We start from the raw sequence: 20,905 nt of genomic DNA, 5'->3' as shown, positions 1-20,905 counted from the left end.
GCGCTCAGGCGCGGTTCTGCGGGGTCGACTGATCGGAACCGGAATCGAGTTCACCGATCAGGCGGCTGGAGAGCCGGTCGAACTCGTCGCCCCAACCGGCCTGGTCGGTGCGGGCGAGCCCACCCAGCTCTACTACGGTACGTCGTCGCTGCGGGTCCAATGTATCCGACACGGTGTCGACATCTTCCGGGGCGGGGTACACCCGCACCCAGATCCGCCGGCGCTTGATCACCAGCGACACCAGCAGTCCGGCCATCATCGTGAGCGCGAACACCAGCACCCACCCCTGCGCCGGGTCGTGCGAGACCTGCAGGTTCACGAACTCCTCGGCGCCGTCGAACCGGACCTGGGTGCCGTCCGCCAGCGTGGAACTCTCGCCCGGCCGCAGGTTGACGCGGTCCTGCTTGGTCAGCCGGCCCTGGTTCACCAGTTCCTTGCTCAGCGAGAAGATCGACTGCGGCAGCCCGGTGTCGAGTCCGGTGTCACCCTTGTAGATGTCGATCGCGACCGCCGGATCCCGCATCGCCGGGTAGCTCGACGAGAGCAGGTTGCCGTGCATCAGCGCGGTCGGCGCGAACAGCCCTTCGAGGGCGATCTGGTTCTTGCGGCGCTCCGCGGAGTCCGGGTACATCCCGCCCGGCGGGTCGAAACGCATGGCGCCGCTGGAGAGGAAGGTCGTCGCGTCGTCCGGCCGCCACTGCAGGGTCTCGGTGCGGGTCTCGCCGTTCGGGAAGGTCACGGTGAAGGTCGGTGCGAACCCGTGTCCCTGCAGGTAGACGCGGTCGCCCGCGACCCGCAGCGGATGGTTGACCTGCAGCTGGTCGCTGCGCCAGGTGTTCGACGCGATGTCGTCGCCGGACTGGTACTCGATGTTCGACGTGAACATCTGGGCCTGTCCGTTGTCCAGGTAGTCGGCCTTGAAGTCCTTGACCCGCACGCACAGCGGGGCCATGCCGGTGCCGTCCTCGACGTTGCCTGCGCGGAACGAGTCGAACACCGCGGGCGAGGTGGTGCAGATGCCCGGGCCGTCGTCCGCGATGACGATGACGTTGCCCTCGTAGCTGAACAGCTTGCCGATCGCGATCGCGGCGAGCAGGCCCACCAGCGACAAGTGGAACACCAGGTTGCCCGCCTCGCGCAGGTACCCCTTCTCTGCGGAGACCGTGATCTCGCCCGGCTTGCCCGCGCGCAGCTCGTCGCCGCTGCGGGTGACCGTCTTCCAGCCCCGCAGCCTCGAGCGGACGGCCTCGGCGACGGCCTCGGGCTCGGCGACGACCGTCGCATCGGCGTGATGAGGCAGTCGGGACAGGTTGCGCGGCGCGGCCACCGGCTTGGTGCGCAGTGCCTGGAAGTGCTCCCAGCAGCGCGGCGTGATGCAGCCGACCAGCGAGATGAACAGCAACACGTAGATGGCGGTGAACCAGAAGCTGCCGAACACGTCGAACAGTTCGAGCTTGTCCATCAGCGGTCCGAGCGTGGACCGGTTCGCGATGTACTCGTCGACCTTGCCCGCGTTCAGGCTCCGCTGCGGCAGCAGTGCACCGGGGATGGCCGCGAAGGCCAGCAGGAACAGCAGCACCAGCGCCGTCCGCATGGAGGTCAGTCCGCGCCAGGTGTTGCGTACCAGCGCCACCGCCCGGCCGCCGACGGACTGCCGCGGCGGCGGGGTCGGCGCGGCGGGGCCGTCGGTCACAGTTTGCTCTTCGTTGACCGTCATATCGGCAACGTCACCTCCGAGATGAACGCGTCACGAACCCATCCGACAAAGCTGTCCCACACGCCGGTGACCAGGGCCAGACCCACCGCCACCAGCATCACGCCACCGAAGACCTGAATCAGCCGGGCGTTGCGCCGCAGCCAGCCGACGCCCCTCAGTGCGCTCACCGACCCGAACGCCAGAATCACGAACGGCAGGCCGAGACCGAGGCAGTACGCCACGATCAGCGCCACCCCGCGCGCCGCGGTCGCGCCTTCGGTGCCCGCCGCGACCGAGAGCACCCCGGCCAGCGTCGGGCCGAGGCACGGTGTCCAGCCAAGGCCGAACACGGCGCCCAGCATCGGTGCCCCGATCAGACCCGACACCCGGCGCGGCTCGAACCGGACGTCCCGCTGCAGCGCGGGCACCAGGCCGATGAACACCAGACCCATCGCGATGGTGACGACGCCGCCGATGCGCTGGAACACCTCCCGGTTCACCGTCAACGCCGAGATCAGGCCGAACACCGACACCGTCGCGAGCACGAAGACCACGGTGAAGCCGAGCACGAACAGTCCCGCCGCGCCTGCGACCCGCACCCGCGCGGTCCTGGTTTCGGTGCGCACCGATGCCTCGGCCGCGGTGACCGCGGGGGCGTCGGCGCCGACGATGCCGGCCAGGTACGACAGGTAGCCGGGGACCAGCGGCACCACACACGGCGAGGCGAACGACACCAGTCCGGCGAGCAGGCAGGCACCGAGCGCGAGCAGCAGCGGTCCGGTCGCGGCGGTGTTCTGGAAGCTCTCGCCTATGCCGGCTGCGAGGGTTGCGGTACTCACTGTTCTCGCGCGACCCTCTCCACCACAGGCTGCAGGTCCTCGGCGAGCAGTGCCTTGAGGAACACCGCGGCCACCCGATGCTCCCGGTCGAGAACCAGGGTGGACGGGATGACGCTGGTCGGGAAGTTGCCGCCGAGGGCGGTCAGGGTACGCATCGACGGGTCGTAGATCGACGGGTAGCCGACCTTGTTGTTGACGATGAAGTCCTGGGCCTTCTGCTGCTGGTAGTCCTTGACGTTGATGCCGAGGAACGCCACGCCCTGATCCTTGGTGTTCTCGTACACCGTCTCCAGGGCGTCGGCCTCACCGCGGCAGGGCCCGCACCACTGGCCCCACAGGTTCACCACGACGACCTTGCCGGTGAAGTCGGCGAGCGAGGTGGTCTGGCCGTCGACCATGACGTCGGGTCCGGACAGCTCGCCGAGGGTGCCGCGCGAGCTCGGCGGGTCGTAGAAGATCTCCGTCTTGCCGCCCGGCGAGACGAAGTCGAAGGTGCCACCCTGCGCGACGGCGTCCGAACCGGTGCCGCAGGCGGCCACGAGCGCGACGGTCGCCAGGACCGCCGTCACCCCCGCCAGCGCACGAGGTACGGCCGCGAAACGCCTCATGCCCCGGTCACCCTCGGATCGGACGCGCCGGCGGGCTCCGAGTAGACGATGTCGACGAGGGTGTCGCCCTCGTACACCAGCGAGGTCAGCGAGGCGAGTCCGCACTGACGATGCCGCGGGTCGTGCCAGAGCCGCTCGCCCTGCAGGAACCGGCGCAGCGTCCACACGGGCAGCTGATGGCTCACGCAGACGGCCTCGTGCCCGACCGCCGCGACGCGGGCCGCATTGACGGCGGCGAGCATCCGGTGCGCGATCTGCAGGTACGGCTCGCCCCAGGACGGCGTGAACGGGTCACGCAGCTTCCACCAGTGCCGCGGCCTGCGCAGGGCCCCGTCACCGACCGAGACCTTGAGGCCCTCGAACTCGTTGCCCGCCTCGATCAGGTTGTCGTCGGTGGCCAGCGTCAGACCGTGCTCGGCCGCGATCGGTGTCGCGGTCTCCTGTGCCCGCTGCAGGGGCGAGGCGACGACGTGGGTGATGTCGTGGCCCGCGAGCACGGAGGCGACGGTGCGGGCTTGCGCCTGGCCGGCAACGGACAGCCGGTAGCCGGGGAGCCTGCCGTACAGGATCCCCTTCGGGTTGTGCACCTCGCCGTGCCGGAGAACGTGCACGATGGTGCGGGATTCGGCCGGGTCGGCGGGCGGCGTCTGCTGAGGGCTGGTCACGTGGTCTGCTCCGGGAGCTTCAGGGGCGGGAGGTCTCTGGGCGGGGTCGTGCTGATCTAACTGGTCGCGGCCGGCGCGGTCGCCGCGGCGGCTGCGCGCGCGGCATGCGGCAGCGCGTCGGCGATGCGGTCGAACGCCGCGTCGTCGAGGGCGGCCGAAACGAACCACGCCTCGTAGGCGCTCGGTGGCGCGTACACGCCACGAGTGAGCAGTGCATGGAAGAAGGCGGGGAACCGCCACGTCTCGCTGGCCTTCGCCGCCGCGTAGTCGGTGACGGGACGGTCGGCGAAGAACACGCTCACCATGGTGCCTGCAAATTGAACCTGGTGCTCGACGCCCGCCTCGGTGAGCGCGTCACCGAGCAGTGTGCCGAGAGTCGCGGCGTTGCGCTCGAGGGCGTCGTACACGCCCTGATCCGCGGCACGCAGGCTGGCGAGCCCGGCAGCGACGGCGACGGGGTTCCCGGACAGGGTTCCCGCCTGGTACACGGGACCGGCGGGCGCGAGGTACGACATCACGTCGGCGCGGCCACCGAACGCGGCCGCGGGCAGGCCACCGCTCATCACCTTGCCGAAGGTGGTCAGGTCGCCGGCGACGCCGTCGAGGCCGTACCAACCGGCGGAGCTGACCCGGAAACCGGTCATCACCTCGTCCATGATCAGCAGCGCGTCGTGCGCGGTGCACAGCCGGCGCAGGCCCTCGTTGAAACCGGGCAGCGGCGCGATCGCGCCCATGTTGCCCGCGGCGGCCTCGGTGATCACACAGGCGATCTGACCGGGGTTCGCGGCGAAGACCTGCGCGACGGCGTCGAGGTCGTTGTACGGCAGCACGATGGTGTCGGAGGACTGCGCACCGGTGACACCCGGCGAGGTGGGCAACCCGAAGGTCGCCAGACCCGAGCCCGCCTCGGCGAGCAGCGCGTCGACGTGGCCGTGGTAGCAGCCGGCGAACTTGACGATCTTGGTGCGGCCGGTGAAGCCGCGGGCGAGGCGCACGGCGCTCATCGTCGCCTCGGTGCCCGAGTTGACGAGGCGCACCGCGTCGACGGAACCGACTCGGTCGACGATCGTCTCGGCGAGCTCCACCTCGCCCTCGGTGGGCGCACCGAAGGACAGCCCGGAGGTGGCAGCCTCGCGCACCGCCTCGACCACCGCCGGGTGCGCGTGCCCGAGGATCATCGGACCCCACGAGCACACCAGGTCGACGTAGTCGTTGCCGTCGACGTCGGTGAGGGTGCAGCCGGACGCGCTGGCGATGAAGCGGGGGGTACCACCGACCGAGCCGAAGGCCCGAACCGGGGAGTTGACTCCGCCGGGGATGACCACGCTGGCACGTTCGAAGAGCTGGGCAGACTTCGCGGCAGGCTGCGCGGATGCGCCGGTGGATACAGTCACGGCCCCCAGTGTCCCAGTTCCCACGATCTTGACAACGACAGGGTGTAGGAGAGGTCGTGGCGGACCTGCGGGAACGACCGGTGACGGCCGACGATCGTGACCGATCTCATCCTGCTTCGGTCCTCGAACGACGGCCCGCCGGTCAGATGACGGGCGTCGGGTTGTCGATGATCAGGCCGTGGCAGACGCCGGTCGGCAGGCAGAACTCGTTGATGCGGACCATGCCGATCCGGACCCCGTCGACCAGCCGGTAGAACGAGTAGCTGCGGCCGTCGATGCTGTGTGCCCGCACGTCCGGCATGGTGGTGAGGTCCTTGTTCGTGTTCAGCAGGTCGTCCTGGTTGACGACCGGGTTGACCAGGAACTCGGTGTGCGAGCCGTCTGCCAGCGGGGTGAACCGCTCGGCTCCCGGGACCGCGGGGGCAGCGGTCGCGATGGCGGCCGAGGCGGCCAGCACAGCGACGGATCCGGCGGTGGCGGCGACGATGCGGGTGACGCGGGTGACTGTGCTCATAGTTCACAGATGAAACACGACCTGAGCATCATTTGCCAGGGCAACCAATACCGATCGGGTCACGGTGCCGCACGGCCGGTCCGGTTCGCGGGCGCACGGCGGACTCCTCACAGGTTCCCGCGCGCCGCCTGCTCCCGCTCGATGGATTCGAACAGGGCCCGGAAGTTGCCCTTGCCGAAGCCGAGCGAGCCGTGCCGCTCGATCAGTTCGAAGAACACCGTCGGTCGGTCGCCGAGCGGCTTGGTGAAGATCTGCAGCAGGTAGCCGTCCTCGTCGCGGTCGACGAGGATGCCGCGTGACTTGAGCCGGTCGACCGGCACCCGGACCCGGCCGATCCGGGCCCGCAGCTCCGGGTCGTCGTAGTAGGCGTCGGGGGTGTCGAGGAACTCCACCCCGGCCGCGCGCAGGGCGTCGACAGCGGCGAGGATGTCGTCGGTGGCCACGGCCAGGTGCTGGCATCCTGGTTCGCCGTAGAAGTCGAGGTACTCGTCGATCTGCGAGCGTTTGCGGCCGACGGCCGGCTCGTTGAGCGGGAACTTCACCCGGTGGTTGCCGTTCGCGACGACCTTGCTCATCAGCGCCGAGTACTCGGTGGCGATGTCGTCGCCGACGAACTCGGCCAGGTTCGTGAACCCCATGACCTCGTTGTAGTAGCGCACCCAGTCGTTCATCCGGCCCATCTCGACGTTACCGACGGCGTGGTCGAGCGCCTGGAACAGCGGACGTGGCCCGCCCACGACTTCGCGTGCCCGCGGGACGAACCCGGGCAGGTACACCCCGCGGTACCGGGACCGGTCGACGAGGGTGTGGCGGGTGCTGCCGTACGTCGCGAGCGCGGCGAGGCGGACGGTGCCGTGCTCGTCGCACTCGTCGTGCGGTTCGTCGAGGACGACGGCGCCGTGGGCGCGGGCGTGCGCGACGCACCGGTCGACGTCGAGCACCTCCAGCGCGAGGTCCACCACGCCGTCCCCGTGCCTGCGGTGGTGGTCGGCCAACGGGCTGGCGGGGTCGACGGCACCGGTGAGCACGAACCGGGCCGAGCCGGACTCGAGCACGAACGACTTGTGGTCGCGCTGACCGGTTTCCGGTCCGGCGTAGGCGACCAGGGACATTCCCCACGCGGTGGTGAAGTAGTGCGCACTCTGGGTGGCGTTGCCGCACACGAACACCACGGCGTCCATGCCGACGACGGGGAAGGGGTCGGCCGCGTCATCGTGGTCGACGAGCCCGACGAGCCGTCGCAACCGGCCGCGGCCGAGATGTGCGGCACGCTCGTGCGGGGTGAGCCGCGCGGTAGTCATGCCCTCACTGTCAACCCGCCCGACCGACTGCGCAATGACGCGGGTTGACGCTGGTCATTGTGTACAGAATGCTTGCCGTATCGGAAGTTTGACTGGACAGTATGACCAGTAGAACCGGGAGCGCAGCGATGAGCATCGACCGCCTGGACGCCGACCTGCTGGACCTGCTGCACGCCGAACCGCGGGTGGGGGTGCTCGAAGCCTCGCGCCGGCTCGGCGTGGCCCGCGGCACCGCGGCGGCCCGACTGTCCCGACTCGAACGGAGCGGGGTGATCGCCGACCTCGCCCCCACCCTCGACGCCGCGGCGCTGGGCTTCCCGGTGACCGCGTTCGCGACGCTCGAGATCGCGCAGGGTCAGGGGCACGGCGCGGTGGTCGAACACCTGACGGCGATCCCGGAGGTGCTCGAGGCGCACACCATCACCGGGGTAGGCGACGTGTTGATCCGTGTGGTCGCGCGCACCCACGCCGACCTGCAGCGGGTGATCAACGAGATCGTGGACGGCACCCACGTGCTCCGGTCCGCGACGACGATCGCGTTGGAATCGCCGATCCCGTTGCGGCACCAGCAGTTGGTGCGCGTGGCCGTCGAGTGAGACGCGTCAGTCGGTCTTGCGGTGCGGCACGAACTCGAGCGTGAGCAGCGCGAATGCGGCAATCGGCAGCATCCGGAAGCTCAGCAGTGCGTAGCGCCGGTCGCCGAGTGAGTGGAACTTCTTGAGGTAGCGGTACAGCGATTCGAGCGCCAAGAGCGGGTCACCGAGGTGGATGACGTTGAACATCACCTGCCGCAGCCACCCGCGGTCCTTCTCGTCGAACAGTTCGGGGAAGGCCGCGAAGGCGAGCGAGACGCGCTTGCCGCCGTGGTCGCGGGCGTAGTCGATCATCGCCACACTCAGCCGCTCGTCGATACCGTTGGGCGCGCCCTTGCGTCGCCAGGGGACGTCGAGGCTGATCTCGGTGCCGCGTCCGGCGACCGCGTAGCGCTGGAATCCCTGCACGACGCCGTCCTGGTCGCGGGCGAGGACGATGAGCATGCCCGGGTAGCGGCCGTCGAGGGCGTGGTCGAGGATCATCGAGAAGCCCCGCTCGGCCTGCCCGCCGTGCGTCTGGGATGCGATCTCGCGCAGCTGCGCGGCCAGTTCGTCGGGCAGGTTCGCCTCGGCGATCACCTCGGTGGTCAACCCGGCGTTGCGGGTGCGGCTGACGGCCTGGCGGAGATTGCGGAACCGCCTGCCGACCATGTCGAAGGAGCCGACCTCGACCACCACGTCACGGCCGATCGGCACCGCGCGCAGCGGCGGCCACACCGCTGCTTCCCACAGGTCGCGGCGGTGCTCGCTGGCGCCGAGTACCACGATCCGCCAGCCGCGGTCCCGGCAGAACTGCTGGAACTGCGCCACCAGCGCCGGATAGTGCGCCGGATCGCCGATCGGGTCGCCGCCGACCACCGCCACCCCGAGTCTGGTGTGGTATCCGATCACGGCCGACTGGTCCGCGGAGAAGAAGTAGCTCTTGAGCGAGTGCATCGCGAACGGGGCGAGCGGGTCGGCGACCGTACGGTCGACCAGCGCGTGCACGCTCGGTAGTCGTTCCGGCTGCGGTCGGCTCGACGTCGGCCACATCAGCACCAGCCCACTGAGCGCGAGCGTGGCCAGCGCGATCACGGGGTGTCCGGTCGCCTGGATCAACAGCGCGGCGAGCACCGTCCCGGCGGCGGTCGCGGTGTGGGCGGCGGTGACCGGCCGGCCCAGGTGCACCCCGCGGGCCACGAACAGCGCGGCGACGGCGAGCGCGAAGATCCAGAGGTGGTGGCCGTTGAAGTGTTTGGCGGTGCCGACCGCGAGCACGACGAGCACGATCGCCGGCAGCCCGACCGTCCCCGCGTAGTGCGCCAGGTTGTGACTCGGCCTCGCGTTCCGACTGCTGGTTCCGACGACATCGAATGCCGCTGCGCGATCTCGTGTCCCGGCCACTCGCCTCCCTCCCGAACTGCCGACGGTTACCCAGGTAACACCATCATGAGAAACGGCCATATGCCACAGAATATTTCCGGGCCGCCACTCAACCGGAGTCGTCCGGGCCGAGCCATTCCCCGCGAGTGCGGGGCAGCCCGCTCACCCCCCGCTCCCCCTGCCGGACCGCGAGCACCTGGTTGACGCCGATTCGGCCGCGCTCGAACGCGAGTGCGCTCGCCGTCAGGTACAGCAGCCAGGTGCGGGCCCGCGGCGACCCGACCAGGCGCACCGCCTCGTCCCACGACCGCTGCAGGTTCGCGACCCACTGCCGAAGGGTCAGCGCGTAGTGCTCGCGCAGTCCCTCACAGTCTCGGATCTCGAATCCCCCGTGTTCGAGGCCGTCGAGAACCCGGCTGAGCGGCAACAGTTCTCCGTCTGGGAAGATGTAGCGATCCGTGAAGGTCGGCGACGAATGCGCGGAGTCCTCCAGCGGCGCGACCGACGAGATCGCGTGGTTGAGCAGCCGTCCCCCCGGCCGCAGCAGGGCCATCATGTCGGCCGCGTAGGTGTTCAGCTGACTGTCGCCGACGTGCTCGGACATGCCGATGCTCGAGATCGCGTCGTACGGCCCGTCGTGGACGTCCCGGTAGTCCTGCAGCCGGATCTCGACCCGGTCCGCGACCCCCGCCTCCCCGACCCGGGCTCGAGCCAGGTCGACCTGCTCGTGGCTGATCGTCACCCCGACCACCGAGACCCCGTAGTGCCGCGCCGCGTGGATCGCCATCGACCCCCAGCCGCAGCCGACGTCGAGCAGTCGCATGCCGGGCCGCAGCCCCAGCTTTCGGCACACCAGGTCCAGCTTGTCGTACTGGGCGTCCTCGAGCGATCCGGCCTCCCCGCGCGCCCAGTAGGCGCACGAGTAGACCATCGACGGCCCGAGAATCAGCCGGTAGAAGTCGTTTCCGACGTCGTAGTGGTGTGAGACGACCGCGGCGTCACGTTCCTTGCTGTGCTTGGCCCCTCGCCGCCGGACCACCTCGAGTGCGGGCGGACGCGGCGGTGGCCCGAACGCGCCGAGCCGCAGGAAGGTCGTCGCCGAGCGTGCCATCGCGTGTCTGCCGAGGGCGCCCAGGTCCTTCCGCGCGACCTTCTCGATCACGTCGGGGCCGTCGAGCAGCGCGAACAGGTCACCCTCGACGTCGAGGTCGCCCGAGACGTAGGCGCGGGCCAGCCCGAGCTCGTTGGGTGACCAGAGAATTCGGCGTAGCGCGCGCCGACGTCGGAAGACCACGGCAACCGGCGCGGACGGCGGTCCGGCGGTCGAGCCGTCCCAGCAGCGGACCCGCACCGGCAGCGAGCTGCCGGCGACGGCCTCGAACACCGACAACACTTGGGGCGCGGCTGGTTTCATCGACCCACCTCCCACGGGCCGGACTGATTTTACCCGGACGGACCGACGGCCGCAGGCTGCGATGACGCATTCACGAACCTTCCCACCTATCACTTCCGCTGATGCCGCCCTATCATCCCGATTGAGACGCATCTGCGGATAACGAAACGGAGAGGCCACCATGTCGTCGATACGCGTGAAGGACGCCGCGGGCCTGCTCGGGGTCAGCGACGACACCGTGCGCCGCTGGATCGACAGCGGCGCACTGGCCGCTGACAAGGACGAGTCCGGCCGCAAGGTTATCGACGGCGTGGCGCTCGCCGAATTCGCCCGCACGCACGCCAGTCCCCCGCCCGATCCGCTCGGCACCGCCAGTTCCGCGCGCAACCGGTTCGTCGGCCTCGTCACCAAGGTCACCGAGGACAAGGTGATGGCCGAGGTACAGATGCAGTGCGGCCCGTTCACCGTCGTGTCCCTGATGAGCAGCGCGTCCGCGCGCGAACTCGGCCTCGTGCCCGGCAAGGTCGCCGTCGCCATGGTCAAGGCCACCACCGTCGTCGTCGAGACACCCGACTCACACCACACCGGAGGACCCGCGTGAAGCGCACTCTCGGAACTGCACTGGTCGCGCTCGCCGCGACCGCCCTCGTCGCGGGCTGCTCGAGCGGGCCCACCGAGGACGCGGGTACCACCACGACCGGGTCCGCGCCCGTCACCGGCGCGGTCACCGTCTTCGCGGCCGCCTCGCTGAATTCCACCTTCACCGAACTCGGCAAGCAGTTCGAAGCGGCACACCCCGGCACCTCCGTCAAGTTCAACTTCGCTGGATCCTCGGACCTGGTCGCCCAGCTCAACCAGGGCGCGCCCGGCGACGTGTTCGCGTCCGCCGACACCGCGAACATGACCAAGGCCACCGACGCCGGGCTCGTCGCGGGCACCCCGGTCGACTTCGCCACGAACACGCTCACCATCGTCACTCCGCCCGGAAACCCGGCGCACATCGCGACATTCGCGGACCTTGCGCGACCGGGCACCCAGGTCGTGGTGTGCGCGCCGCAGGTCCCGTGCGGCGCTGCGACGAAGAAGGTCGAGACGGCCACCGGCACCACCCTGAGTCCGGTCAGCGAGGAGTCCTCGGTGACCGACGTGCTCGGGAAGGTCACCTCGGGGCAGGCCGACGCGGGCCTGGTCTACGTCACCGACGCTGCGGGCGCCGGCGCCAAGGTCACCGCCGTCGCGTTCCCCGAGTCCGCGGGCGCGGTGAACACCTACCCCATCGCGGCCCTGAAGGGTGCCGAGAACTCCACCGCCGCACAGGAGTTCGTCGCCCTCGTCACCGGCGACGACGGACGGAAGGTCCTGTCCGCCGCGGGATTCGCGGCCCCGTGACCCCGCCGCGGCGCGGCTATGTGACCCGGGCGCGCCGCGGCGGGACGGTCCGGGTGGGACTACCCGCCTGGGCCTACCTGCCCGCCGCGGTCGGCGCCGCGTTCCTTCTCCTGCCGCTGATCGCGGTCCTCGTCGAGATCGACTGGGCGAACTTCCTGCCGCTGATCACCTCCGAATCCTCGCGTGTCGCACTGCTGCTCAGTCTGAAGACCGCGGCCGCAAGCACCGCGCTGTGCGTGCTGCTGGGCATCCCCCTCGCGCTGGTGCTGGCGCGCGGGGAGTTTCGTGGCCGGTCGGTACTGCGCGCACTCGTGCTGCTCCCCCTCGTGCTGCCGCCGGTCGTCGGAGGCATCGCGCTGCTGTACACCTTCGGCAGGCAGGGCCTGCTCGGCCATCAGCTCGAAGCCTTGGGCCTCCGAATCGCGTTCTCCACCACCGCAGTCGTGCTGGCACAGACCTTCGTGTCGCTGCCGTTCCTGGTGGTCAGCCTCGAGGGGGCACTTCGGGTGGCGGGCCGCGACTACGAGGCGGTGGCCGCGACGCTCGGCGCCCGCCCGACCACCGTGCTGCGCCGCGTGACGCTGCCGCTGGTGCTGCCGGGGCTGGTGTCCGGGGCGGTGCTCGCCTTCGCGCGCGCCCTCGGCGAGTTCGGCGCGACCATCACCTTCGCCGGTTCGCTGCAGGGCGTCACCCGCACGCTGCCGCTGGAGATCTACCTGCAACGCGAGACCGATCCCGATGCGGCGGTGGCACTCTCACTGCTGCTCATCGCGGTCGCCGCGCTGATCGTGGTTGCGACGCGTGGCCGCCGGATCGCGGGCGCGCTGTGAGCGGGGTGCGCGTGCGCGCCCGCCTCGACCGCCGCGGCGTCGAGTTCGACGTGGAACTCGCCGACGGTGAGGTGCTCGCGGTGCTCGGCCCGAACGGGGCCGGGAAGTCGACGCTGCTCGCCCTGATCGCCGGGCTCCTTCGCCCCGACCACGGCACCGTCAGCGTCGGCGACGAGGTGCTGACCGATACCGAGACGGGGGTGTTCGTCGCGCCGCACGCACGCGGAGTCGCACTGCTCAGCCAGCGCCCGTTGCTGTTTCCGCACCTGACCGCCGCCGCGAACGTCGCCTTCGCCCCCCGCAGCCGGGGTGCGAGCCGGTCGGCGGCACGGGAGTCCGCGGCGCAGTGGCTCCGCGAGGTCGACGCCGAGGACCTGGCCCGCCGACGACCCTCACAGCTCTCGGGTGGTCAGGCACAACGGATCGCGATCGCGCGCGCCCTGGCCGCGCAGCCGCGGGTCCTGCTGCTGGACGAACCGATGTCCGCGCTCGACGTGGCGGTCGCGCCCGCGCTGCGACGACTGCTGCGGCGCATCCTGCGCGAACAGCGACGCACCGCGGTGATCGTCACCCACGACCTGCTCGACGCGCTGGCGCTGGCGGACCGGGTGGTCGTGGTCGAGGCCGGCCGGGTAGTCGAGGCCGGGACCGTGCGCGAGGTGCTGACCTCCCCGCGCAGCGCGTTCGCGGCCCGGATCGCCGGGGTCAACCTGGTCGCGGGCCGGATCGGCGAGCCCGGGGTACTCGAAACATCCTGGGGTGCTGCCGTTTCCGGTATCGGCGAGGTCGAGTCGGGTGCACCCGCGGTCGCGCTGTTCCGGCCCGGTTCGGTCGCCGTACACCTCGAACCACCGCATGCCAGTCCCCGCAACGTCTTTCCGGTGACTATCGCCGAACTGGAGGTGCACGGTGCGGCGGTGCGGGTGCACAGCGAGCCGAACCCCGACGGCAGCGCGGGCCTGACCGCCGACGTCACCCCCGCGGCAGTCGCGGACCTCGACCTGCACCCGGGCGGCACCGTGTACTTCGTGGTCAAGACCCAGGAGGTCGAGGTGCTCGCGGCGCTGGCGGGGTCGGGCGCCTCACCACCCGACGAGGGTTAGCTGGTCCGGGGGCGCCTGCGATCCGTACAGGGTCGCCGGTCCCGGCCCGGGCGAGTCCCGCCGCCAGCGTCACCGGAAGCGGCGCAGCCGCAGGCTGTTCCCCACGACGAACACCGACGAGGCCGCCATCGCCGCGCCGGCGATCATCGGGTTGAGCAACCCCAGCGCCGCCAGCGGGATCGCCGCGACGTTGTAGGCGAACGCCCAGAACAGGTTGGCGCGGATGGTGCCGAGCGTCGCGCGGGACAGCCGGATCGCCTGCGGCACCGACAGCAGGTCGCCGCGCACCAGGGTCAGGTCGCTCGCCTCGATGGCCGCGTCCGTGCCGGTGCCCATCGCCAGGCCCACGTCCGCGGTGGCCAGCGCCGCCGCGTCGTTGACCCCGTCCCCCACCATCGCGACCGCGCGGCCCTCGCGTTGCAAGGATGCGATGTGCGCCGCCTTCTCGTCGGGCAGGACGCCGGCGATGACCCGGTCGATGCCGACCTGTCGGGCCACGTCCCGGGCGACCTCGGGGCGGTCCCCGGTCAGCAGCACCGGCGTCATGCCCAACGCGACGATCTGTGCCACCGCGTCCGCGCTGCTCGGCTTCACCGAGTCGGCCACGGTGATCGCGCCGCGCACCACCCCGTCCCAGGCCACCGCGACCGCGGTGCGCCCCGCGCCGAACACCTCGCGCAGTTCGGCGGGGACCGCGTCGTCCGGCTTGCCGACGCTCACCCGGACGCCGTCCACCGTCCCGACGACCCCGACACCTGCTCGGCTGCCGAACTCGGTCACCGGCAGCAGGTCCGTCCCACGTGCCGCCGAGATCGCCCGGGCCACCGGATGATCGGACGCGTGCTCGACCGCGGCGGCCAACGCCAGCACCCGGTCGGCGTCCTCGCCCGCTGCGGGTACCACCGCGTCCACGGTCATGGTTCCGGTGGTGACAGTGCCGGTCTTGTCGAGGACCACGGTGTCGATCCGCTTGGTCTGTTCGAGCACCTCGGGTCCGCGGATCAGGATGCCGAGCTGCGCGCCGCGACCGGTGCCCACCAGAAGCGCAGTGGGCGTGGCCAATCCGAGTGCGCACGGGCAGGCGACGATGAGCACGGCGACCGCGGCCGTGAAGGCTTCGGTGCTCGCGTGCCCGGTCACCAGCCAGCCGATCAGGGTGAGCGCCGCGATCACGAGGACGATCGGCACGAAGACCGCGGAGACCCGGTCCGCCAGACGCGCAATTGCCGCCTTGCCGTTCTGCGCCTGCGTCACGAGGGCGGCGATGTGCGCGAGTTGGGTGTCCGCGCCGACCTTCTCGGCTCGGACCACCAGGTGCCCGTCGGTGTCGACGGTGCCGCCGACCACCGCGTCGCCCGCGGTCACGTCGACCGGGACCGACTCTCCGGTGACGGCCGAGGTGTCCACCGCTGCCGCTCCGCTCAGCACCACACCGTCGGTGGCGATCTTCTCTCCCGGCCGGACCACGAATCGGTCGCCGACGCGCAGCGCCGCCAGCGGAACGCGTCGCTCGACATCTCCTTCGAGAACGGTCGCATCCTTCGCCCCGACGTCGAGGAGCGCTCGCAGCGCCGAACCGGCGCGGCGTTTGGCCCGTGACTCGGCGAACCGGCCGGCCAGCAGGAACACCGTCACCGCGGCCGCGGTCTCGAGGTAGATCTGACCGGACGGGTCGTGTGCGCCGAGCATCAGCGTGAACTCGTGCGTCATGCCGATCTGTCCGGCGGTACCGAACACCAACGCCCACACCGACCATCCGTAGGCGGCGAGCGTGCCGATGGAGACAAGGGTGTCCATCGTCGACGCACCGTGCCTGGCGTTGATCAGTGCCGCGCGGTGGAACGGGTACCCGCCCCAGAACACCACGAGGGTGGTCAGTGCGAGTGCCAGCCACTGCCAGTAGTCGAACTGCAGGGCGGGAACCATCGAGACCACGACCACCGGCAGCGCCGCGACGGCCGAGACCACAAGTCGGAGGCCGAGCGAATCATGTCGCGCCGCCTCGGAATCGGTCGACCCCACCTCGGGTTCCTCGGGAACTGGCGTGGCCGTGTAGCCGGCTGACTGCACTGCGGCGACCAGGTCCGCGGTGGACACCGTCGACGGGTAGCGCACGTGAGCGCGTTCGGTGGCGAAGTTGACGGTCGCGGTGACGCCGTCGATCTTGCCGAGTTTGCGTTCGATCCGGTTGGCGCAGGACGCGCAGGTCATCCCGCCGAGGTCGAGGTCGACGTCGGCGGTGCCGACATTGCGACTCTCGTCGGCGGTGCCGACATTGCGACTCTCGTCGGCGGTGCCGACATTTCGACGCATACCGGCGGTCATGACGCCAGCTCGTAGCCCGCCTCTTCGACGGCCGCCGCGACCGCGCCGGGGTCGAGTTCGGACTCGCTGGTCACCTCGACCCGGCCCGTGTCCAGGTCGACCGCGACGTCGGTGACGCCGGGGATCTCGCCGACCTCCTCACGGACCGAGGCCACGCAGTGCTGGCAGGTCATGCCGGTGACGGTGAATGTGCTCTTCATCCTTCGGACACCTCCTAGGAGCGGACGAGCCGGGCGATCGCGTCCGAGGCCTCTTTGACCTTGGCGTCCGCCTCGGGGCCACCCTTCTTCGCGGCTTCGACGACGCAGTGCGAGAGGTGCTCGTCGAGGAGTTTGAGTGAGACCGACTGCAGCGCACTGGTCACCGCCGACACCTGGGTGAGGATGTCGATGCAGTACCGGTCGCCGTCGACCATGCGTGAGATGCCGGCGACCTGTCCCTCGATGCGGCGCAGCCGCTTGAGGAGGTCGTCCTTCTCGGGGGAGTAACCGTTCATACCCGTAGGATACCCCCCATGGGTACTTTCCGCTAGGGTGTGCGCCTGCGCCGGATCACGTCGATCACCAGCAGACCGGCCACGACGATCAGCGCCGTCGCGGCGCCGATCCAGGTGCCCGAGTAGTGCGTGCCCGAGAACGCCGGCGCACCCTCCGCGAGAGGGGCGAAATCCGAGGTCTGCACGCCCTGGTGCCAGCACCATGCCGCCAGCACCACCGCAGCCACCGCAAGACACGCCTCCGCGACGCGCAGCACCCGAGTGTTCACCGACCGCTCCCCTCGCCATCGCCCTCGACCGTATCCTCGAGGATCGCACGCAGCCCGTCACCGTCGCGCGCCCACGCCCGGACCAGTTCGCCGCCGCGCAAGCGCAGGCCGATCGAGGTGCGGCGGCGCGGCACTCCCGACAGGTCGCCGAGCGCGCGCGCCGACTCCCAGGGCCGCAGGTCCTCCGCGAACGGGTCCGCCTCGGGCAGCACCTCGGCGATGTCCGCCAGCGCCACGGTCTCGGTGCCGCAGCGCAGCGCGGCGTCGGTGACCTCGACGCTCGCATGCCGGCGTGCCGCCACCACCTGCAGTGCCACCAGACCGGCCAGCAACACCGCGAACAGGGCCAGTCCGAGCAGATGCACCCCCGCACCGATGAACAGGTCGGCGACCAGCACCACCAGGCACAGCACCGGTCCGATCGCCACCACCCGCCAGCGCGCCCCGAACTCCTCGAAGACGGGCTCAGCCACGCGCGAACCAGCCGGTCGCGGACCGCAGGTACACCAGGACACTGGCAGCCAGCAGCACGATCGAGGCCATCAGCATCGGCGCCTGCCCGAGCCCGGTGAGCAGCAGCGCGCACTGGATCAGCGTGTAGACCACCGACAGCGCGACCACCGCCCGCCGGAACCGCGGGTCGCCCGCCCGCGTCGGTCCCGACATCAGCCCGACCCCGACACCGACCAGCAACGAGACCACACCGGAGCCGCGCAGCAACAGCACGAGCGCGTCGACGCTGTCCGGGTCGGCGCCCCGGTCGGCCAACGTCTCGCGCAGGGCCGAGCCGGACGTCGTCACGGCGAGCAGTCCGAACAGCACGAGCAGCGCCGCGCCCGCCAGCCACAGCCAGTACGCGATGTCGACCGGCCTCGGCCGGGTTGGCGTGTCGCTCACCGGCGCTACTGCTCCTTCACCGCGGGCAGGAAGTAGCGGTTGGAATCGGTACGGTGCATCAGCACCACCGCGCCGACCGACAGCACGGCCTGCAGGATGCTCGCGCCGCCGGAGACCATCGCGCCCGCACCGCCGCCCGCACCGAGCCCGAACAGGGTCGGCACCGCGAGGAACACCATCAGCACACCCGCCATGGTGACCAGCATCCTGGCCCAGTTCCGGCCGCGCCGCATCTTGAAGACGAACAACAGGTACAGCGCGGTGACCCCGAGGCCGATCAACGCCGACATCCCGAGTGCAACCAACATCAGCGCGTCCATGGTGGATGCACTGAAATCGAGCGTCGGGTCCTGCGCGCGCATGTCGCGCATCAACTGGTCCACGTAGGTCGCGCGGTCGCCGTACACGGTGGCCAGCGACGCGAACAGGTTGACCACCCCGAGTGCCGCCACGCCGCAGAGCAATTGGAAGGCGGTGAGCACGTCCACCGGCGGCTGCGCGGCGCTCTGCTCGACCGGATTCATCGGCGGCTGAGGTACGCCCGACCAGTGGTCGCCCGGACCGGGCGGCGGGGGCGCGGTCACAGCCTGCCCGCCACTTCGGCGGCCCAGTAGGTCAGCACGATGTCCGCACCCGCCCGCCGAATGCACAGCAGCGACTCGTCGATCGCGGCATCGCGGTCGATCCAGCCGTTCTGCGCGGCCGCCGTGATCATCGAGTACTCACCCGAGATCTGGTACGCGGCAACGGGAACGGTGGACATGTCCGCGGTCTCCCGCAGTACGTCGAGGTAGCTCATGGCAGGCTTGACCATCACCATGTCGGCGCCCTCCTCGAGATCGAGGTCCACCTCGCGCAGCGACTCGCGGCGGTTGGCCGGATCCTGCTGGTAGGTACGACGGTCGCCCTCGAGCGAGGATCCGACGGCCTCCCGGAACGGGCCGTAGAACGCCGAGGCGTACTTCGTCGCGTAGGCCAGGATCCCGGTGTCGAGGTGACCGGCATCGTCGAGACCCTCACGGATCGCGGCGACCTGGCCGTCCATCATGCCGCTCGGACCCAGCAGGTGCGCGCCCGACTCCGCCTGCGCCACAGCCATGTCCACGTACCGGGTGAGGGTGGCGTCGTTGTCGACGGTGCCGTCCGCGGCGAGCACGCCGCAGTGCCCGTGCGCGGTGAACTCGTCCAGGCAGGTGTCGGCCATGATCACGGTGTCGTCGCCGAGATCGGCGCGCAGTGCCCGCAGACCCCGGTTGAGAATGCCGTCCGGGTCGGTGGCGCCGGAACCGTCGGCGTCCTTGTCCTCCGGACGCGGGACTCCGAAGATCATCAGCCCGCCGACGCCGGCCTCGACGGCCTGGGTCGCCGCGGCGCGCAGCGAGTCGAGGGTGTGCTGGAAGACTCCGGGCATCGAGGTGATCTCACGCGGCACGTCGATACCGTCGGCCACGAACATCGGTAGCACCAGATGTCGTGGCTCGAGCGAGGTTTCGGCAACCAGACGGCGCAACGCCTTGGTGCTGCGCAGGCGGCGGGGCCGCTCGGCGGGGAACAAACAGGCCCTCCTTCGTCGGGCCTGTGAGTCCTTCCGGTCCGTGTGAGGGCCAGAAGGACTCACAGGCGCGTCAGCGCCTAGCGCCTACGAGACTTCTTGCGCGGCGGCGGCAGCGCGCCCTCGGCACGCAACCGGGCTGCGTGCTCGGCGAGCGCCTCCACCAGCGGTCCGACCTGCGCGGTCTCGGGCTGGACGTCGACCCGCAGGCCGAACTCGATCGCGGTCTCCGCGGTCTTCGGCCCGATGCACGCGACCAGCGTGCGCGCGTGCGGCTTGCCCGCGATGCCGACCAGGTTCCGGACGGTGGACGAGGAGGTGAAGCACACCGCGTCGAACCCGCCGGTCTTGATCATCTCGCGGGTCTCGGCCGGCGGCGGCGCCGCCCGCACGGTGCGGTACGCGGTGACGTCGTCGATCTCCCAGCCGCGCTGGCGCAGCCCCTCGGCGAGGGTCTCGGTGGCGATGTCCGCACGGGGCAGCAGCACCCGGTTGACCGGATCGAAAACGTCGTCGTACGGGGCGAATTCGGCGAGCAGACCCTCACTGGACTGCTCACCGGAGGGCACCAGCTCGGGATTGATACCGAAGCTGCGCACCTTGTCCGCGGTGGCCTGGCCGACACAGGCGATCTTCACGCCGGAGAATGCGCGGGCGTCCAGACCGAACTCCTCGAACTTCTCCCAGACCGCGCGCACCGCGTTGGTGGAGGTGAACACCACCCACTGGTAGCGCCCGTCGACGAGGCCCTTGACCGACCGCTCCATCTGCGCGGGACTGCGCGGCGGCTCGACGGCGATGGTCGGGACCTCGATGGGGATCGCGCCGTGGGTGACCAGCCGGTCGCTCATCTCGCCCGCCTGGTCCTTGGTGCGCGGCACCAGCACGGTCCAGCCGTACAGCGCCCGCGACTCCCACCAGGACATCTTGTTGCGGTGGCTGACAACCTTGCCGACCGTGACGACCAGCGAGCCGACCAGTTCCGAGCCCGCCTCGTTCAGCGTGGCGAGGGTGGCCTCGACGGTGCGCTGCTGGCGGGTGGTACCGCGGACGGTGATCGCGGCGGGGGTCTGCGGGGCGAGGCCGTGCTCGACGAGTGCACTGGCGGTCTCGGCCAGGTGGGCCGCGCTGGCGTGCAGCACCAGCGGTCCGGGCGCTGCGGCCAGTGCCGCCCAGTCGACCTCGCCGCGGACGTCCGCCTCGGTGTGACCCGAGCCGAGCGCCATCCCGGCGTAGCTCGGCACCGCGGACCCGGCGGGCAGGCCGGGCAGGATCTCGAACTGCACCTGGGTGCGGGCCACGGCGGTGACCTCGGCGATGACCGAGTCGGTGGTCAGCGGGTCACCCGAGACGAGACGGACCACGTCGTGGCCGTTGCGCGCCTCGTGCACGAGGGTCTTCGCGACCTCCGCCGGCTCACCGAGGGCGGGCCGGACCTCGTAGAGCGGGTGCTCGGGATCGACCTCGACGCCCGGCACCTCGAGCGCGGTGCCGACCAGTGCCGTGACGCCCTTGTCGACATCCGGGTCGGTGTACGCCAGGGTCGCGTTCGCGAGCACGTCCCGGGCCCGGACGGTGAGCAGCGCCGGATCGCCCGGGCCGGAGCCCACGAACAGGATCCGTCCGGGGGTGTTCTTACGGACTCGGCTCATCGGTTGTTCTCCAGTGCGTTCAGGTTT

23 protein-coding genes are annotated in these 20,905 nt (G+C 70.6%); 5 read left to right on the top strand and 18 right to left on the bottom strand.

Translation table 11 applies throughout. The features are described from left to right. Nucleotides 1–4: 4 nt before the first annotated feature. The 7 genes from resB to hppD form a co-directional block, all read right to left on the bottom strand. The gene (gene resB / locus FK531_RS12465) at nucleotides 5–1,717 is read right to left on the bottom strand and encodes a cytochrome c biogenesis protein ResB (protein WP_142099763.1); all 1,713 of its coding nucleotides are present in this window, start codon (nucleotides 1,715–1,717) and stop codon (nucleotides 5–7) included. Continuing rightward, nucleotides 1,714–2,535 (bottom strand): cytochrome c biogenesis CcdA family protein, encoded by an 822-nt coding sequence (locus FK531_RS12460; RefSeq protein WP_142099761.1) that lies wholly within the window; start codon nucleotides 2,533–2,535, stop codon nucleotides 1,714–1,716. Before FK531_RS12460 ends, resB begins: the two co-directional genes overlap by 4 nt. Then, on the bottom strand, nucleotides 2,532–3,143 hold the full coding sequence (locus FK531_RS12455) for a TlpA disulfide reductase family protein (RefSeq protein ID WP_142099759.1): 612 nt from the start codon (nucleotides 3,141–3,143) through the stop codon (nucleotides 2,532–2,534). The genes FK531_RS12460 and FK531_RS12455 overlap by 4 nt, the downstream gene beginning before the upstream one ends. Next, the gene (locus FK531_RS12450; protein ID WP_142099757.1) at nucleotides 3,140–3,808 is read right to left on the bottom strand and encodes a histidine phosphatase family protein; all 669 of its coding nucleotides are present in this window, start codon (nucleotides 3,806–3,808) and stop codon (nucleotides 3,140–3,142) included. Before FK531_RS12450 ends, FK531_RS12455 begins: the two co-directional genes overlap by 4 nt. Nucleotides 3,809–3,864: 56 nt before the next feature. Then, complete coding sequence (gene hemL / locus FK531_RS12445; protein WP_142099755.1) at nucleotides 3,865–5,202, bottom strand: glutamate-1-semialdehyde 2,1-aminomutase; 1,338 nt, start codon at nucleotides 5,200–5,202, stop codon at nucleotides 3,865–3,867. Between the two features lie 142 nt (nucleotides 5,203–5,344). Further along, nucleotides 5,345–5,716, bottom strand: a complete 372-nt coding sequence (locus FK531_RS12440; protein ID WP_142099753.1) for a hypothetical protein — start codon at nucleotides 5,714–5,716, stop codon at nucleotides 5,345–5,347. Nucleotides 5,717–5,823: 107 nt separating this feature from the next. After that, nucleotides 5,824–7,017, bottom strand: coding sequence for a 4-hydroxyphenylpyruvate dioxygenase (hppD, locus tag FK531_RS12435; RefSeq protein ID WP_142099751.1), 1,194 nt, complete (start codon nucleotides 7,015–7,017; stop codon nucleotides 5,824–5,826). Between the two features lie 128 nt (nucleotides 7,018–7,145). On the opposite strand from hppD, the gene FK531_RS12430 reads away from it, so the two are divergent. Further along, nucleotides 7,146–7,613 carry an Lrp/AsnC family transcriptional regulator gene (locus tag FK531_RS12430; RefSeq protein WP_142099749.1) on the top strand — a complete coding sequence of 156 codons (468 nt, stop codon included), beginning with the start codon at nucleotides 7,146–7,148 and terminating at the stop codon, nucleotides 7,611–7,613. A 6-nt stretch (nucleotides 7,614–7,619) separates the two neighbouring features. On the opposite strand, the gene FK531_RS12425 is transcribed toward FK531_RS12430, so the two are convergent. Together FK531_RS12425 and FK531_RS12420 are read right to left on the bottom strand one after the other, a co-directional pair. Next, on the bottom strand, nucleotides 7,620–8,993 hold the full coding sequence (locus FK531_RS12425; RefSeq protein ID WP_246098126.1) for a bifunctional lysylphosphatidylglycerol flippase/synthetase MprF: 1,374 nt from the start codon (nucleotides 8,991–8,993) through the stop codon (nucleotides 7,620–7,622). 88 nt (nucleotides 8,994–9,081) lie between these two features. Further along, nucleotides 9,082–10,386, bottom strand: a complete 1,305-nt coding sequence (locus tag FK531_RS12420) for an SAM-dependent methyltransferase (protein ID WP_142099745.1) — start codon at nucleotides 10,384–10,386, stop codon at nucleotides 9,082–9,084. Between the two features lie 160 nt (nucleotides 10,387–10,546). Here FK531_RS12420 and FK531_RS12415 point away from each other — a divergent pair, with 160 nt between their 5' ends. Genes FK531_RS12415 through FK531_RS12400 form a run of 4 tightly spaced genes read left to right on the top strand, consistent with a single transcriptional unit; the run spans nucleotide 10,547 to nucleotide 13,687 of the window. Then, nucleotides 10,547–10,966 carry a TOBE domain-containing protein gene (locus FK531_RS12415; protein WP_142099744.1) on the top strand — a complete coding sequence of 140 codons (420 nt, stop codon included), beginning with the start codon at nucleotides 10,547–10,549 and terminating at the stop codon, nucleotides 10,964–10,966. After that, nucleotides 10,963–11,754 carry a molybdate ABC transporter substrate-binding protein gene (gene modA / locus FK531_RS12410; protein ID WP_142099742.1) on the top strand — a complete coding sequence of 264 codons (792 nt, stop codon included), beginning with the start codon at nucleotides 10,963–10,965 and terminating at the stop codon, nucleotides 11,752–11,754. Before FK531_RS12415 ends, modA begins: the two co-directional genes overlap by 4 nt. Before the next feature lie 20 nt (nucleotides 11,755–11,774). Further along, nucleotides 11,775–12,584 carry an ABC transporter permease gene (locus FK531_RS12405; RefSeq protein WP_142100237.1) on the top strand — a complete coding sequence of 270 codons (810 nt, stop codon included), beginning with the start codon at nucleotides 11,775–11,777 and terminating at the stop codon, nucleotides 12,582–12,584. Further along, the gene (locus FK531_RS12400; protein WP_142099740.1) at nucleotides 12,581–13,687 is read left to right on the top strand and encodes a sulfate/molybdate ABC transporter ATP-binding protein; all 1,107 of its coding nucleotides are present in this window, start codon (nucleotides 12,581–12,583) and stop codon (nucleotides 13,685–13,687) included. The genes FK531_RS12405 and FK531_RS12400 overlap by 4 nt, the downstream gene beginning before the upstream one ends. Before the next feature lie 69 nt (nucleotides 13,688–13,756). On the opposite strand, the gene FK531_RS12395 is transcribed toward FK531_RS12400, so the two are convergent. From FK531_RS12395 to FK531_RS12355, 9 genes are all read right to left on the bottom strand, one after another. Further along, complete coding sequence (locus tag FK531_RS12395) at nucleotides 13,757–15,898, bottom strand: heavy metal translocating P-type ATPase (RefSeq protein ID WP_246098144.1); 2,142 nt, start codon at nucleotides 15,896–15,898, stop codon at nucleotides 13,757–13,759. 110 nt (nucleotides 15,899–16,008) lie between these two features. Further along, nucleotides 16,009–16,212, bottom strand: a complete 204-nt coding sequence (locus tag FK531_RS12390; protein WP_142099738.1) for a heavy-metal-associated domain-containing protein — start codon at nucleotides 16,210–16,212, stop codon at nucleotides 16,009–16,011. Nucleotides 16,213–16,226: 14 nt separating this feature from the next. Continuing rightward, a complete protein-coding gene (locus tag FK531_RS12385) occupies nucleotides 16,227–16,508 on the bottom strand; it encodes a metal-sensitive transcriptional regulator (RefSeq protein ID WP_142099736.1) in 282 nt (93 codons plus the stop codon). Nucleotides 16,509–16,540: 32 nt separating this feature from the next. After that, entirely contained in the window at nucleotides 16,541–16,777 is a 237-nt protein-coding gene (locus FK531_RS12380) for a hypothetical protein (RefSeq protein WP_142099734.1), read from the bottom strand. Then, nucleotides 16,774–17,250 carry a transport-regulating membrane protein Mce1N gene (gene mce1N, locus FK531_RS12375; protein ID WP_142099732.1) on the bottom strand — a complete coding sequence of 159 codons (477 nt, stop codon included), beginning with the start codon at nucleotides 17,248–17,250 and terminating at the stop codon, nucleotides 16,774–16,776. Before mce1N ends, FK531_RS12380 begins: the two co-directional genes overlap by 4 nt. Further along, complete coding sequence (locus FK531_RS12370; RefSeq protein ID WP_142099730.1) at nucleotides 17,243–17,674, bottom strand: hypothetical protein; 432 nt, start codon at nucleotides 17,672–17,674, stop codon at nucleotides 17,243–17,245. Before FK531_RS12370 ends, mce1N begins: the two co-directional genes overlap by 8 nt. Before the next feature lie 5 nt (nucleotides 17,675–17,679). Beyond that, a complete protein-coding gene (locus tag FK531_RS12365) occupies nucleotides 17,680–18,258 on the bottom strand; it encodes a hypothetical protein (protein WP_246098125.1) in 579 nt (192 codons plus the stop codon). Further along, nucleotides 18,255–19,229, bottom strand: a complete 975-nt coding sequence (gene hemB, locus FK531_RS12360) for a porphobilinogen synthase (RefSeq protein ID WP_142099728.1) — start codon at nucleotides 19,227–19,229, stop codon at nucleotides 18,255–18,257. Before hemB ends, FK531_RS12365 begins: the two co-directional genes overlap by 4 nt. Before the next feature lie 77 nt (nucleotides 19,230–19,306). Next, nucleotides 19,307–20,878, bottom strand: coding sequence for a bifunctional uroporphyrinogen-III C-methyltransferase/uroporphyrinogen-III synthase (locus FK531_RS12355; RefSeq protein WP_142099726.1), 1,572 nt, complete (start codon nucleotides 20,876–20,878; stop codon nucleotides 19,307–19,309). Between the last annotated feature and the right edge of the window lie 27 nt (nucleotides 20,879–20,905).

The sequence above is a fragment of the Rhodococcus spelaei genome (assembly GCF_006704125.1).
In the GTDB taxonomy this organism is placed as follows: domain Bacteria; phylum Actinomycetota; class Actinomycetes; order Mycobacteriales; family Mycobacteriaceae; genus Rhodococcus_G; species Rhodococcus_G spelaei.
The sequence above is the reverse complement of the archived record's forward strand: the minus strand, read 5'-3'. Positions and strand labels throughout refer to the sequence as shown.

Excerpts from the sequence above, each read along its gene's own strand:
- FK531_RS12440 (WP_142099753.1), bottom strand. The coding sequence starts at position 5,716 with ATGAGCACAGTCACCCGCGTCACCCGCATCGTCGCCGCCACCGCCGGA.
- FK531_RS12420 (WP_142099745.1), bottom strand. The coding sequence starts at position 10,386 with ATGAAACCAGCCGCGCCCCAAGTGTTGTCGGTGTTCGAGGCCGTCGCC.
- FK531_RS12395 (WP_246098144.1), bottom strand. The coding sequence starts at position 15,898 with ATGACCTGCGCGTCCTGCGCCAACCGGATCGAACGCAAACTCGGCAAG.
- hppD (WP_142099751.1), bottom strand. The coding sequence starts at position 7,017 with ATGACTACCGCGCGGCTCACCCCGCACGAGCGTGCCGCACATCTCGGC.
- FK531_RS12390 (WP_142099738.1), bottom strand. The coding sequence starts at position 16,212 with ATGAAGAGCACATTCACCGTCACCGGCATGACCTGCCAGCACTGCGTG.
- FK531_RS12430 (WP_142099749.1), top strand. The coding sequence starts at position 7,146 with ATGAGCATCGACCGCCTGGACGCCGACCTGCTGGACCTGCTGCACGCC.
- FK531_RS12415 (WP_142099744.1), top strand. The coding sequence starts at position 10,547 with ATGTCGTCGATACGCGTGAAGGACGCCGCGGGCCTGCTCGGGGTCAGC.
- FK531_RS12455 (WP_142099759.1), bottom strand. The coding sequence starts at position 3,143 with ATGAGGCGTTTCGCGGCCGTACCTCGTGCGCTGGCGGGGGTGACGGCG.
- FK531_RS12355 (WP_142099726.1), bottom strand. The coding sequence starts at position 20,878 with ATGAGCCGAGTCCGTAAGAACACCCCCGGACGGATCCTGTTCGTGGGC.
- resB (WP_142099763.1), bottom strand. The coding sequence starts at position 1,717 with ATGACGGTCAACGAAGAGCAAACTGTGACCGACGGCCCCGCCGCGCCG.
- FK531_RS12385 (WP_142099736.1), bottom strand. The coding sequence starts at position 16,508 with ATGAACGGTTACTCCCCCGAGAAGGACGACCTCCTCAAGCGGCTGCGC.